Source organism: Sphingomonas sp., from assembly GCF_040398505.1.
GTDB lineage: Bacteria > Pseudomonadota > Alphaproteobacteria > Sphingomonadales > Sphingomonadaceae > Sphingomonas.
On record NZ_JBBATX010000040.1, the window covers coordinates 8,978 to 22,251 of the forward strand.

Sequence of the window (13,274 nt, forward strand, 5' to 3'; positions counted from 1 at the left end):
GCGCGCACGAAAGTGATCTACGATTCGTTTGTGGCGTCGCTGCGCGCCGAAGTCGACGGGTGGCAGCCGGTCGCCAGATAAGCCGGCTAGAGCATCGTGCTTTGAAGCTGACGCAGCCCCAGCCCCGTTCGGGCTGACCCTGTCGAAGCCCCGCTTGCCACAAACGACGACGGACGTGAGGCACGTGGCCCTTCGACAAGCTCAGGGCGAACGGCATAGTGTGCACCATATTAAGCGCGCGATGCTCTAAAGATCCAGCGCCCAGCCGTCGCGGCCCTTCGGGTCGATCGGCGCGGTCGGGACATAGCGCACCGCCCCCGCCGTCAGCCGCAGGATCGACCAGTCGCCGCGCCGGTCAACCGCGTCCAGCGCACAGCCGCAGCCTGAGAACGCCGCAACGACATCGGCGCGCTGCGTCTCCAATAATCCCGCGAGAATGATCGTCGCCCCCGGTGCGGCGATCGCGGCAATTTCCGGGGCCATCGAGACCAAAGGCCCGGCGAGGATGTTGGCGATCAGCAGATCATAGGGCGCGCGGTCGGTGATGCGATCGTCAAGCGCGCCGTCGGCGACGATCAGCTCGACGCCCGAGATCGCATTCAGCGTGGCATTTTCCGCCGTCACCACGATCGCGCGCGGATCGATATCGGTCGCGATCACCGCTGCTTCAGGCCACAAATGCTGCGCGGCGAACGCGAGCAGACCGGTGCCCGTGCCGATGTCGATCACGCGCGCGAACGGCCCCGGCAGCGCGTCGAGCATCGCGAGACAGCCCGAGGTCGTCGCATGATGCCCCGTCCCGAACGCTTGCCCCGCCTCGATCAGGAACGCGCGGCCGCCTGCGGGCGGCGTCGCCGGATGCGCCGAAGTATGGACGACGAAGCGCCCTTCGGCGATTGGCTCAAGCCCTTGCTGGCTGAGCGTGACCCAATCCTCCTCGGGCAGCTTTTCGATGGCGGGCGCAATCCCGGCCGCACTCGGTACCAGGCCAAGCAGCGCGGCGATCGTCGCGGCAGCGGGTTCGGCCTCGAGATAGGCATCGAGCCGCCAATGCTCGCGATCGTCCTCGTGCAGTTCGGTCGTCATCAGCACCATGCCCTCGGCAATGTCGTCCGACGCATCGATCGCCTCGGCCTCGGCGCGCGTGCAGGGCAAGCTCAATTTCCAGCTGGTCATGCCGCGCGTCCTGCCACTCGCCGCAACGCCTGTCATCCCCGCGAACGCGGGGACCCATCTCGTGTCGCCGGAGCTGGGTCCCCGCGTTCGCGGGGATGACACTGGAAATCCGCTATTCGTGTCTTAGCGCGTCGATCGGGTTGAGCGAGGCCGCGCGCCGCGCCGGGAAATAGCCGAAAACGACGCCGATCAGCGCGGAAATCGCGAAGGCGATCAGATTGATCTGCAGATCGAACAGATACGTCACCTTGAGCACCGGCACGAGCGCAAGGATCACGCCTTGCGCGAGCAGCAGCCCGATCACCCCGCCGAGCATCGACAAGGCGATCGCCTCGACCAGGAATTGCAACAGCACTTCGTTCGCGACCGCGCCGATCGCGAGGCGGATGCCGATCTCGCGCGTGCGCTCGGTCACCGAGACGAGCATGATGTTCATGATGCCGATCCCGCCGACGATCAGGCTGATCCCCGCCACCGCGGTCACGATGCTGGTCAGCGCGGTGGTCGCGCCGGTCAGCGTATCGTTGATCTGTTTGGTGTCGAAGACGAAGAAATCGTCCTCCTTGCCGGTCGTGATGTTGCGGCGTTCGCGCAGCAGATCCTCGATCGAGGCTTGCACCGTGCTGCTCGCAAACGCCTTGTCGACGCCAACCAGAATCAGGCGGATGTCGCGATTGCCGGTGAAACGGCGCTGCACCGCCTTGATCGGCATGATCACAACATCGTCCTGATCGCCGCCAAAGCCCGATTGGCCGCGCGTGCTGAGCACGCCGATCACGTCGCAGCTGATCGCGCCGATCCGCATCCGCGTGCCGACCGCCTGACCGCCCCGATAGAGATTTTTCGACACCGTGTTGCCGATGATGCACGCCGATTTGCCGGCGGCTTCCTCGATCGGGGTGAAGGCACGCCCGGCGGTCAGCGGCCAGGGCTGGACGTCGAAATAACCATTGGTGGTGCCGTTGATCGTCGTCGACCAATTGGCACCCTCATAAATCACAGTGGCGGTGGCCTGCGCCTGGGCCGCGACCGCGGTGACACCGGCGATTTGATTGGCGATAGCGGTCACGTCCTCGGGCTTGAAGTCGGGCGGACGCGGGCCGCCGCCACCGCGGCCAAAGCCCTGGCCGGGGCGGACTTGCAGGATGTTGGTCCCGAGCGAAGCGATCGACTGCTGCACCGCGGCGGTGGTCGCCTTACCCAGCGTCACCATCGACACCACTGCGGCCACGCCGATGATGATGCCGAGCGCGGTCAGGATCGAGCGGAGCTTGTGCCGTGCGATCGAGCGGATCGCGAGGAGGAAGGTGGTACCGAGCATTAGCGTCCTTCTCCCTCGCCCCGGACGGGGAGAGGGCTAGCGTAGCTTGGCAGCTTGCTGCCTAGCGCAGCTGGGGAGAGGGGCGAGGCCACGCGAGCAGCGGTCGCAAAGGGCGACCGCTTACTCCTCTCCCAGCTCCGACTAGGGCCGCGCTGAAGGAGCGCGACCCAAGTCTGCGCAACCCTCTCCCCTTTTAGGGGAGAGGGAGATGCAAGACGCACGGCTCTCACGCCACCACCCCGCCAGCCGCATGCTTCGCCTCGACCCGCTCGACCAGCCCGTCTTTGAAATGCACGATCGTCCGCGCGAACGCCGCCATGTCGGATTCGTGCGTGACCATGATGACGGTGATGCCGCTGTCGCGGTTGAGCCCCGAGAGCAATTCCATGATTTCGACCGAGCGTTCCGAATCGAGGTTGCCGGTCGGCTCATCGGCCAGCAGCACCGCCGGCGACGTCACGATCGCGCGCGCAATGGCGACGCGCTGTTGCTGACCGCCCGACAGCTCGGCGGGCGTATGATCCCACCAATCCGCCAGCCCGACCTTGTCGAGCGCGGCCATCGCGGTATCGTGCTGCGTCTTTTTGGCGTCGCCGCGGTACAGCAACGGCAGCTCGACATTTTCGAGCGCCGAGGTGCGCGCGAGCAGGTTGAAGCCCTGAAACACGAAGCCAAGATATTTGCGCCGCAGCAGCGCGCGCTGGTCGCGGTCGAGCGTCTCGACATGCACGCCCTTGAACTGAAAGGTCCCGGCACTCGGCACGTCGAGGCAACCGAGGATGTTCATCGTGGTCGATTTGCCCGATCCGCTCGCGCCCATCACCGCGACGAAATCGCCCTGCGTGATGTCGAGGTCGATGCCCTTCAGCGCTTGGAACGCGGTCGCGCCCTCGCCATAGGTCTTGGTTACCCCGCGCAGCGCGATGATCGTGTCCCCCGCCGATGCGACGCGACCAGTGGCGAGACGGGCGTTACTGGCCACCACTCGCCCCAGCCGCGCCTGCACGACGCTTGCTGCCGCTCGACCCAGCGGTCACACCAGCGGCGAGCTGCCCGGTAATGACCTTGTCGCCGGGCTTCAGATCGCCGCCGATCACTTCGGTCATCGTGCCGTTGGTTTCGCCGGTGGTGATATCGACCGCCTTGGGCGTGCCGGTCGCGTCCTGGATATAGACGGTCTGCGCGCCACCGCGCTTGACCGTCACGTCCTTGTCGGCGCCGCCCGCGCCGCGCCGTGGCCGCGTCGGCACGATCGTCCCGGCGATGCCGCCGCCGCTATTGGCGGCCGCAGGCGGTTTGAAGCGCAAGGCAGCGTTGGGGACGAGCAGCACATTGGTCTTGGCCGAGGTCGTGATGTCGGCGGTCGCGGTCATGCCGGGGCGCAATTGCAGATCGGCATTGTTGACGCTCAGCGTCGCGCCGTAAGACACGACTTGCCCCGTGGTGGTGGTGGTCGTGGTCGTCGTTTGCGCGCTGAGGTTCGATCCAAGATCGACGCGCGTGATCGACGCCGGGAAGGTCTTGCCCGGGAAGGCATCGACCGTGAAGGTCGCGCTCTGGCCTTGCTTGACCGATCCGACATCAGCCTCGTCAATCGCAACTTCGAGCTTCATTGTCGCCAGATCCTCGGCAATGACGAACAGCGTCGGCGTGTTGAACGACGCCGCAACCGTCGCGCCCGGCTCGATTTGCCGCGCCAGCACCACGCCATCGACCGGGGACCGGATTACGGCGCGCACCAATTGCGTCTGGTTCGACGACAGCGTCGCCCGCGCCGAGGCGACGTTCGCTTGCGCTGCGCGGACATTGGCGATCGCCCGGTCGCGGTCGGCGGTCGCTTGTTCAAGCTCGGTCTTGGCCGGCACGCGCCCGCCCGACAGGCGGCTCACCTCCTGCAACCGCGCAAGCTGTGCCGAGGATTGCGCCAGCGTCGCCTGATTCTGCGCAACCGTCGCGACCGCCGCGTTGAGCGCGGCCTGGCTCTGGTTCACCGTATCCTGGAAGCGCGACGGATCGATCAGCGCGAGCGGCTGGCCCTTGGTGACGCGGTCGTTGACGTCGACCACCACCCGGGTGACGAGACCCGACAGTTCCGAGCCGACCTGCACCTGGTTGGTCGGCGCAAGCTTGCCCGTCGCCGAAACGCTGACCGACAGCGACCCGCGCGTGACCGCCTCGGTCGAATATTCGGGCTTGGCGGTACCGCCAAAGCAGCTTTTGAGCAGCACCAGCAACAGCACGACGCCAACCGCGACGCCGGCCCATTTCGCCCACTTCCGCCACACCGGCACCGGCTTCGCGCCGAGGAAGTCGTTGAGATCGGTGCGAACGGGATCGGCCATTTAGCGTTCCTGCGTGACGAGAGCGGTCGGATCGGCGGCGCTGTCCCAGCCCCCGCCGAGCGCGAGATAGAGCTGTACCAGCGCATTGGCGCGGTCAGCCTGCGCTTGCGCCAAGCCATTGCGCGCGGTGAGCAAGCTGCTCTCGGCGGTGTTGAGCGTGGTGAAATCGGTCAGCCCAGCGCGATACTGGCTGCGCGACAGCAAGGCGGTGTTGTTTGCGGCATCGAGCGCGATGGTGAACTGCTCGGCCCGCCGCTTGGCGCTGTCGAGCGCGACCAGCGCAGTCTCGACATCCTCAAGGCCCGTCAGCACGGTCGATTTATAGGCCGCGAACGCGCCATCCGCCGCCGCTTCCTGCCCACGCACCGCAGACCGCAGCCGGCCGCCATTGAAGATCGTCTGGGTCAGCCCGGAGAACACTTGCCCTGCGATCGTCTCGAACAAAGTGCCAATCTTCGAGGCGTCGGTCGAGAGGCTGCCGCTGATCGCCAGCGCGGGATAAAGCTGCGCCTTGGCCACGCCGATCTGCGCGGTGGCCGCGGCAAGGCTGCGCTCGACCGAGCGCACGTCGGGCCGCTGGCGCAGCGTATCGATCGGCACGCCGACCGCGATGGCGTCGGGACCCACGGGGATCGCCTTGACCGCCGCCATCTCGGCCTTGAGCGCACCCGGAGCCTGCCCGGTCAGGACGCCGAGCCGCGATACGGCGGCGTTGTAATTCTGCTCGATGGTCGGGATCGTCGCGGCGGTGCTCGCGCGCTGCGAGCGCGCTTGCTCGGCATCGAGCGAGGAGACGAGACCCGCCTGCACGCGGAACCCGGCGATTTCCAGATTGTCGTCCTGCAGCGCGAGCGAATTCTGCGCGTTGGCAAGCTGCGCCTGATACAGCCGCGCCAGCATGTAATTGCGCGCGGTCTCGGCCTGGGTCGAGAGCAGCACCGTGGCGTAATCATAGCCCGATACGGCGAACTGCGCGCGGCTCGCCTCGACCGTGCGGCGGACTTCACCGAACAGGCCGACCTGATATTGCACATCGAGCCCGAGCGAGAGCGTGTCGCCCGATCCGCGCCCGGTCACGATCGTCGCGCCGCCGGGCAAGGTGGTGGTCCCGCCGATGATGCTTTGCGAGCGGGTATAGCCCGCCGAACTGCCGACCGTCGGCAGCAATTGCGCGCGCGACTGAACGAGCGATTCACGCGCTTGCCGCAACCGCGCGACGGCTTGCGCAAGATCGAGATTGTTCGCCCGCGCGCGCGCGACGATGCTGACGAGCAGCGGATCGTCGAAGCTGGTCCACCACGCGGTGAGATCGGCCTGTGCCTGCGCATCGCTCGGCACCGAATAGCCATCGGGCACGCCCAGCGCCGCCGGGCTCGCCGGATGATAACGTGGTCCGACGGTGCACGCCGCGATCGGCAGCGTAAGAGCGAGCAGCAGGGCGACGGACAAACGCATGGTGTTCATTTGACTAACACACAGCCCCGGGTCCACTGAAATTGTGTCGCAATTCGTATCTTGGCATCGACGATGTCGATCGCGGCGGGCCTGGCAAGAGAATCAATCATGCGGCGGTTATGCCGCTTTACGCAGGGTCAACTGCAAGCACAAAATTCGCGACCGCTCAGCGGCGGTGTGGAGGGGGCGCAAGCCCTATTCCATCTCCAAAATCACCGCATCGACCGCAAGGCTGTCCCCGGGGGCTGCGTTGACCGATTTGACCGTCCCCGCTTTTTCGGCGCGCAAGATGTTTTCCATCTTCATCGCCTCGACCACGGCGAGCGGTTGCCCCGCCTCGACCTTGTCGCCCGCGCCGACATCGAGCCGCATCAGCAGCCCCGGCATCGGGCACAGCAGGAAGCGCGACAGATCGGGCGGCACTTTCTCGATCAGATGCTGCGCATAGGGCGCGACATGCGCCGGCAGGACGCGCGCGACATGCGTCGCGCCGCGCGTGGTGAGCTTGAAGCCGGTGCGGGTGCGCGCGATGCGGACGGTGAGCGGGGCGTCGTCGAGCTCGGCCTCCACTACGCGGTCGCCCGGCGTATATTCGAGCGCGATGTCGAGGTCCGAATCATCGACCGTGATCCCGCGCGTCGAGATCGCGACGAGATGTTCGGTCTCGCCGATTTTCACCGACCAGTCCGACGGCGGGCGCAGCCGCTTGCCGAGCTGCCCGTCGGTCCGCCGCGCGCGGTCGGCCTCGGCGGTGGCGGCAAAGGCAGCGATCGCGGCAAGCGCCTCGACCAGTTCGGCCGACGGCGGCGCGCCGTGGAAACCGTCGGGATATTCCTCGGCGATGAAGCCCGTCGTGATGTTGCCGCTGCGGAAGCGCGGATGCTGCATCAGCGCCGAGAGGAAATCCACATTGTTGCCTGGTCCCACGATCTCGAACCGGTCGAGCGCATCGATCTGCGCATCGATCGCCTCGATGCGCGTCGGTGCCCAGGTGATGAGTTTGGCGATCATCGGGTCGTAGAACATGCTGACCTCGCCGCCCTCACGCACGCCGTCGTCGACGCGGGTGTAGGACTCGCCTTCTTGCTCCCCTCCCGCCTGCGGGAGGGGTTGGGAGAGGGCATGCCCGGACGTAGCGTCGCTCGACGACAGCCCCTCCCCTAACCCAGTTTCAGGTGAACGATGCCCCGCATCGTTCAGGTCCGTCCAGGGGACGGACCGACCTGAAACTCGCAAGCGGGAGGGGGACAGATACGGCGTCTCGCTCGACTCCGGCGGATTATACCGCACCAACCGCCCGATGCTCGGCAGGAAGCCGCGATACGGGTCCTCGGCATAGACGCGATTCTCCACGGCCCAGCCGTTGAGCACGACATCGTCCTGGGTGAAGCCCAGCGGCTCCCCTGCCGCAACGCGGATCATCAGCTCGACCAGATCGAGCCCGGTGATCGCCTCGGTCACCGGATGCTCGACTTGCAGCCGCGTGTTCATTTCGAGGAAGTAGAAGCCCTCGCCGGTGGTGTCCGCGCCCGACACGATCAGCTCGACCGTCCCGGCAGAGTAATAGCCGACGGCCCGCGCCAGGGCGACCGCTTGCTCGCCCATGGCCTTGCGCATCTTGGGCGTGACGAAGGGCGACGGCGCTTCCTCGACCACCTTCTGGTGCCGCCGCTGGATCGAGCATTCGCGCTCGCCGAGATAGACGATGTTGCCATGCTGGTCGCCCATCACCTGAATTTCGATATGGCGCGGGCTTTCGATGAACTTCTCGATGAACACGCGGTCATCGCCGAACGAGGCCAAGCCTTCTCGTTTCGTGGCCTCGAAGCCCTCGCGCACGTCCTGTTCGGAATAGGCCAGCCGCATCCCCTTGCCGCCGCCGCCGGCCGAGGCCTTCATCATCACCGGATAACCGATGCCCGATGCGATCTCGACCGCGTGATCGGTGCTGTCGATTTCGCCGAGGAAGCCCGGCACGACATTGACGCCCGCCGCCTTGGCGAGCTTCTTCGATTCGATCTTGTCGCCCATCGCCGCGATCGCGTTCGGCGGCGGGCCAACAAACGCGATCCCCGCCTCGGCGCACGCCCGCGCGAAGCTCTCGCGCTCGGACAGGAAGCCGTAGCCGGGATGGATGCAATCCGCGCCGGTCTGCTTGGCGGCTGCAAGGATCAGATCGGCGAGCAAATAGCTCTCACCGGCAGGCGGCGGCCCCAGCCGCACCGCCTCATCCGCCATCAGCACATGCGGGCTGCGCGCGTCCGCGTCGGAATAGACCGCGACCGTCGCGATACCCATCTTCTTGGCGGTGCGCATCACGCGGCAAGCGATTTCGCCACGGTTGGCAACGAGGATTTTTTTGAACAAGCTAAACGTCCTTCGACATTGCGACCTGCAAGCGAGGTCCGGTTTGCGCGCTTAAAACTGCTTCGTCACAAAATCCCGGGCAAGTGCAGCCTAGGCAGGTACAAAACATTTCGTCTTCTGAATCCACCCAGTCGTGGTGATAGCCGATTGGATGGCCGCAGTTATTGCATTCGCCGTTCACGCCATTACCCATCCGTCACCCCGGACGTGTTCCGGGGTCCACCGTGCCACAACCGACGGCGTGTCGAGCGGAGGCGCGGCCCCCGGAACACGTCCGGGGTGACGGATGGGGGACGCAGAAATCACGCCGCCTTCTCCCGCGCGATTTCTTCCTCGACAAACCGGCGGAGCGCCGCGTTGATCTTGGTCTGGTAACCGCGCTCGCCGTCCGCGTGCGTCTTGAACCAATGCACCACATCGGCATCGAGCCGCAGCGTCAGTTGCTGCTTGACCGGGCGATAGAATTTGCCGCGCACCGCGTTCGACCAATCGGTGACTTCGGGCATGTCGGACAAGTCGATGCTCGCGTCGTCCATCGCCGCAATTTCGGCGAGGTTGGCCGCGATCTCGGGGGTGATGCCCTTAGAAACGTGACGCTTCATACACTCTCCTTTCCCTCGGTGTCGCGCGACGGGCGCTGATGATCCGGCCCAGTCCGTTCTCGTCGATCACGGTATGGACAACAAACAAGATACCCGAGCCGACCATGCCGATCGTTCGCCACCGATCGTCATCGGGGTGTGGGTCCGGAACGCTCAGAAACATCGGATCGTCAAACACCAGCATCGCTGTCCCAAACAGAACGCGGTGATCCCGATAGTTTGTCGCAGCCTTCTGCTCGTCCCAAACCCACTCCACAGATGTAACTACAAAACAGCAGCTACGTCAAGCGCCCGCATCGGCTCCGCGCCCGTCATTGCCCGCAGCCCCAGCCGCGCGAACATCGCCGCGTCCGCGCTGTCCCCGCGATTGCCCGCCGTCAGCAATTTGTCCCCGGTGAAGATCGAATTCGCCCCCGCCATGAAGCACAAGGCCTGCGTCGCCTCGGACATGCTCTCACGCCCCGCGCTCAACCGCACCATGCTCAGCGGCATCGTGATCCGCGCGACCGCCACCGTGCGGACGAATTCGATATCGTCGATCTTGGCGAGCGGCGTGTCCGCCAGCATGTCGCCGAGCACGGTGCCCTTCACCGGGACGAGGGCGTTGACCGGCACGCTCTCCGGGTGCCGCGGCAAGGTGGCGAGCGCATGGACGAAGCCAACGCGGTCGCTCCGCGTCTCACCCATCCCGACGATCCCGCCGCAGCACACGTTGATCCCCGCCTCGCGCACATGCTCGAGCGTCTCCAGCCGGTCGGCAAAGGTCCGGGTGGTGATGACGCTGTCATAGCGTTCGGGCGACGTATCGATATTGTGGTTGTAATAATCGAGCCCGGCATCGGCCAGCATCGCCGCCTGTTTCGGCGTGAGCATCCCCAGCGTCATGCAGGTTTCCATGCCCATCTGGCGCACGCCCTTCACCATCTCGACGATGGCGGGCATGTCCTTGTCCTTGGGGTTGCGCCACGCCGCGCCCATGCAGAAGCGCTGCGATCCGCTGTCTTTCGCCTGCGCCGCCATTTGCAGAACGCTGCGCGCGTCCATCAGCTTGGTCGCCTTCATGCCTGAGTCTGCAGATTTGGACTGGGAGCAATAGCCGCAATCCTCCGGGCACCCGCCGGTCTTGATCGACAGGAGCGTGCACAATTGCACTTCGCCCGCCGCATGATGCGCACGGTGGACGCTCTGCGCTTCGAACATCAGATCGTCGAAGGGCAGATCGAACAAGGCGGCGATTTCCTGCCGTGACCAATCTGTTCTTACGGCCTTCCCCGAGCAAGGAACCAAGATACCGTCGGTCAATTTCGCCACTCCAATTCGTGCAACTGCGTGGTGCGTTGCTTGGTCAGGTCCGCCTTGCACGCCGCGATCACCATTGGCTGCATCGATCCGCCCGCGACCTCGCCGCCTTCGATGACGCACTGTGCGTCGCGAAACTTCAGCCACGCGCGCTGGCTTTCGAGCAATGCCGCCGCATAGCCGAAACCGCCGCCGCGCGAAATATCCGCCGCATCGCGCGCCTTCATCCGGGCGAACGTGACCTTCCACTGCGCCGTCATCGCCGCATCGGCCTTGGCATAAGCGGCACCCGCGCTGATGGTCATTTCGGTCTGGGTTTGCGCGGAAGCAGGGGCGGCCAGCAGCAGCACCGCCAGACTCACAAGACGGTTCATTCTGCCGCCTCCTCAACCGGCGGCATGTTATGCCCGAGCAAGCGCAGCACCTCGCCCGCCGCCTCGACCAGATTGGTGCCCGGCCCGAAAATCCCCTGCACGCCGGCGTCGCGCAGATATTGGTAATCCTGCGCCGGGATAACGCCGCCGGCGATCACCTTGATGTCGCCGCGCCCGGCATCGCGCAGATGGCCGATCAGTTCGGGGATCAGCGTCTTGTGCCCCGCCGCAAGGCTGGAGGCGCCGACCACGTCGACATCGCTTTCGACCGCGAGTTTCGCGGCTTCGGACGGCGTCTGGAACAGCGGCCCCGGCACAACTTCGAACCCCAGATCGCCGAACGCCGACGATACCAGATTCGCGCCACGATCATGCCCGTCCTGCCCCATCTTGGCGACGAGCATCCGGGGGCGGCGGCCATTGCGCGTCTCAAGCGAGACGACGCCTTCCTTCAGCCCCTGCCACGCCGCATCGAATTCATGCGCGCCGCCGTAAATGCCCGATACCGGCGTCGGCACGGTGTCATAGCGCCCGAAGATATCTTCCATCGCCGAGGAAATCTCACCGAGCGTCGCACGCTGCCGCGCCGCGTCGACCGCGAGCGCGAGGAGGTTTGACGTTCCGCGCGCGCCCTCACGCAACGCGTCGAGCGCAGCGATGCATTTCGCTTCATCGCGCCCCGCCTTCGACCGTGCAATCCGCGCAATCTGCGATTCGCGCACCGCGACATTGTCGACGTCGAGAATGTCGATCGGGTCCTGCTCGGCCAGCTTATACTTGTTGACGCCGACGATCACTTGCTCGCCCTTGTCGACCCGTGCGGCCTGGCCAGCCGCGGCTTCCTCGATCATCGCCTTGGGCCAGCCTGCCGCGACCGCCTTGGCCATCCCGCCTTCGGCCTCGACGCGCTGGATGATCTCCCACGCTTTGTCGACCAGCTCCTCGGTCAGGCTCTCGATATAATAGCTGCCGCCGAGGGGATCGACGACCTTGGTCATCCCCGTCTCTTCCTGCAGCACGATCTGCGTGTTGCGTGCGATGCGCGCTGAGAAATCGGTCGGCAGCGCGATCGCTTCGTCGAGCGCGTTGGTGTGGAGGCTCTGCGTCCCCCCCAGCATCGCCGCCATCGCCTCAACGGTGGTGCGGACGACGTTATTATATGGGTCCTGCTCGGTCAGCGACACGCCCGATGTCTGGCAATGCGTGCGCAGCATCTTGCTGCGTTCGTCCTGCGCGCCGAGATCGGTCATCACGCGGTGCCACAGCTTGCGCGCGGCGCGCAGCTTGGCGATTTCCATGAAAAAATTCATGCCGATCGCGAAGAAGAAGGACAGCCGCCCGGCGAACGCATCGAGATCGAGCCCCGACGCCATCGCGGCTTTCGCATATTCGCGCCCGTCGGCGATCGTGAACGCCAGTTCCTGCAGCTGCGTCGCGCCGGCTTCCTGCATGTGATAGCCGGAGATCGAGATCGAGTTGAACTTGGGCATGTGCGCGGATGTGTAGGCGATGATGTCCGCGATGATCCGCATCGAGGGTTCAGGCGGGTAGATATAGGTGTTGCGGACCATGAACTCCTTGAGGATGTCGTTCTGGATCGTGCCGTCGAGCTGATCCTGCGAAACCCCCTGTTCCTCGCCCGCCACGATGAAAAAGGCGAGGATCGGGATCACCGCGCCGTTCATCGTCATCGACACCGACATCTTGTCGAGCGGGATGCCGTCGAACAGGATTTTCATGTCGTCGATCGTGTCGATCGCGACCCCGGCCTTGCCGACATCGCCGGTGACGCGCGGGTGATCGGAATCGTAGCCGCGATGCGTTGCCAGATCGAATGCGACCGACAATCCCTTCTGTCCGGCGGCGAGGTTGCGGCGGTAGAAGGCGTTCGACGCTTCCGCGGTCGAGAAACCGGCATATTGCCGAATCGTCCACGGCCGCCCGGCATACATCGATGCCCGCACGCCGCGCGTAAACGGCGCGAAGCCGGGCAGGCCGGGGTCGATTCCTTCGACATCGGCAGCAGTGTAAAGCGGCTTGACGTCGATGCCCTCAGGTGTCGCCCAAGTGAGGTCGCGCCCCTTCACTTCCTTCGCAGCGTGGGCTTGCCAGTCTTCGAGGGTCGGTTTGTCAGTCATAAGTCCATTCCCTCCTCTCCCTGCGGGAGAGGATACGAAGGCTTAGCCGCGCAGCGGCTTAGCCGAAGTTGGTGAGGGTGCCCCTCACCCTTCCGCCGCCTGACGGCGACACCCCCCTCTCCCAAAGCGAGAGGGAATGCAACTTACGCCCCCCGGAACGCCGCCTTGCGCTTTTGCAGGAAGGCAAGGCCGCCCTCGAT

General features: G+C 65.4%; 11 protein-coding genes. All 11 read right to left on the minus strand.

Annotation, left to right across the window (positions count from 1 at the left end):
• Window positions 1-246 precede the first annotated feature (246 nt).
• Entirely contained in the window at window positions 247-1,176 is a 930-nt protein-coding gene (locus ABWP09_RS07100) for a 50S ribosomal protein L11 methyltransferase (RefSeq protein WP_353204449.1), read from the minus strand.
• A 112-nt stretch (window positions 1,177-1,288) separates the two neighbouring features.
• Window positions 1,289-2,497, minus strand: a complete 1,209-nt coding sequence (locus ABWP09_RS07105; protein ID WP_353204450.1) for an ABC transporter permease — start codon at window positions 2,495-2,497, stop codon at window positions 1,289-1,291.
• Window positions 2,498-2,723: 226 nt separating this feature from the next.
• Window positions 2,724-3,479, minus strand: coding sequence for an ABC transporter ATP-binding protein (locus ABWP09_RS07110; protein ID WP_353204451.1), 756 nt, complete (start codon window positions 3,477-3,479; stop codon window positions 2,724-2,726).
• Window positions 3,469-4,839, minus strand: coding sequence for an efflux RND transporter periplasmic adaptor subunit (locus tag ABWP09_RS07115; protein WP_353204452.1), 1,371 nt, complete (start codon window positions 4,837-4,839; stop codon window positions 3,469-3,471). The genes ABWP09_RS07110 and ABWP09_RS07115 overlap by 11 nt, the downstream gene beginning before the upstream one ends.
• On the minus strand, window positions 4,840-6,294 hold the full coding sequence (locus ABWP09_RS07120) for an efflux transporter outer membrane subunit (protein WP_353204453.1): 1,455 nt from the start codon (window positions 6,292-6,294) through the stop codon (window positions 4,840-4,842).
• Between the two features lie 195 nt (window positions 6,295-6,489).
• Window positions 6,490-8,661, minus strand: a complete 2,172-nt coding sequence (locus tag ABWP09_RS07125) for an ATP-binding protein (RefSeq protein ID WP_353204454.1) — start codon at window positions 8,659-8,661, stop codon at window positions 6,490-6,492.
• A 302-nt stretch (window positions 8,662-8,963) separates the two neighbouring features.
• A complete protein-coding gene (locus tag ABWP09_RS07130; RefSeq protein ID WP_188448417.1) occupies window positions 8,964-9,263 on the minus strand; it encodes a BrnA antitoxin family protein in 300 nt (99 codons plus the stop codon).
• Entirely contained in the window at window positions 9,244-9,519 is a 276-nt protein-coding gene (locus tag ABWP09_RS07135; protein ID WP_353204455.1) for a BrnT family toxin, read from the minus strand. Before ABWP09_RS07135 ends, ABWP09_RS07130 begins: the two co-directional genes overlap by 20 nt.
• 8 nt (window positions 9,520-9,527) lie before the next feature.
• A complete protein-coding gene (bioB, locus tag ABWP09_RS07140; protein ID WP_353204459.1) occupies window positions 9,528-10,553 on the minus strand; it encodes a biotin synthase BioB in 1,026 nt (341 codons plus the stop codon).
• A gap of 8 nt (window positions 10,554-10,561) precedes the next feature.
• Window positions 10,562-10,936: a lysozyme inhibitor LprI family protein gene (locus ABWP09_RS07145; protein ID WP_353204456.1), complete on the minus strand. Its 375-nt coding sequence runs from the start codon at window positions 10,934-10,936 to the stop codon at window positions 10,562-10,564.
• Window positions 10,933-13,074 (minus strand): methylmalonyl-CoA mutase, encoded by a 2,142-nt coding sequence (gene scpA / locus ABWP09_RS07150; protein WP_353204457.1) that lies wholly within the window; start codon window positions 13,072-13,074, stop codon window positions 10,933-10,935. Before scpA ends, ABWP09_RS07145 begins: the two co-directional genes overlap by 4 nt.
• Window positions 13,075-13,274: the final 200 nt, after the last annotated feature.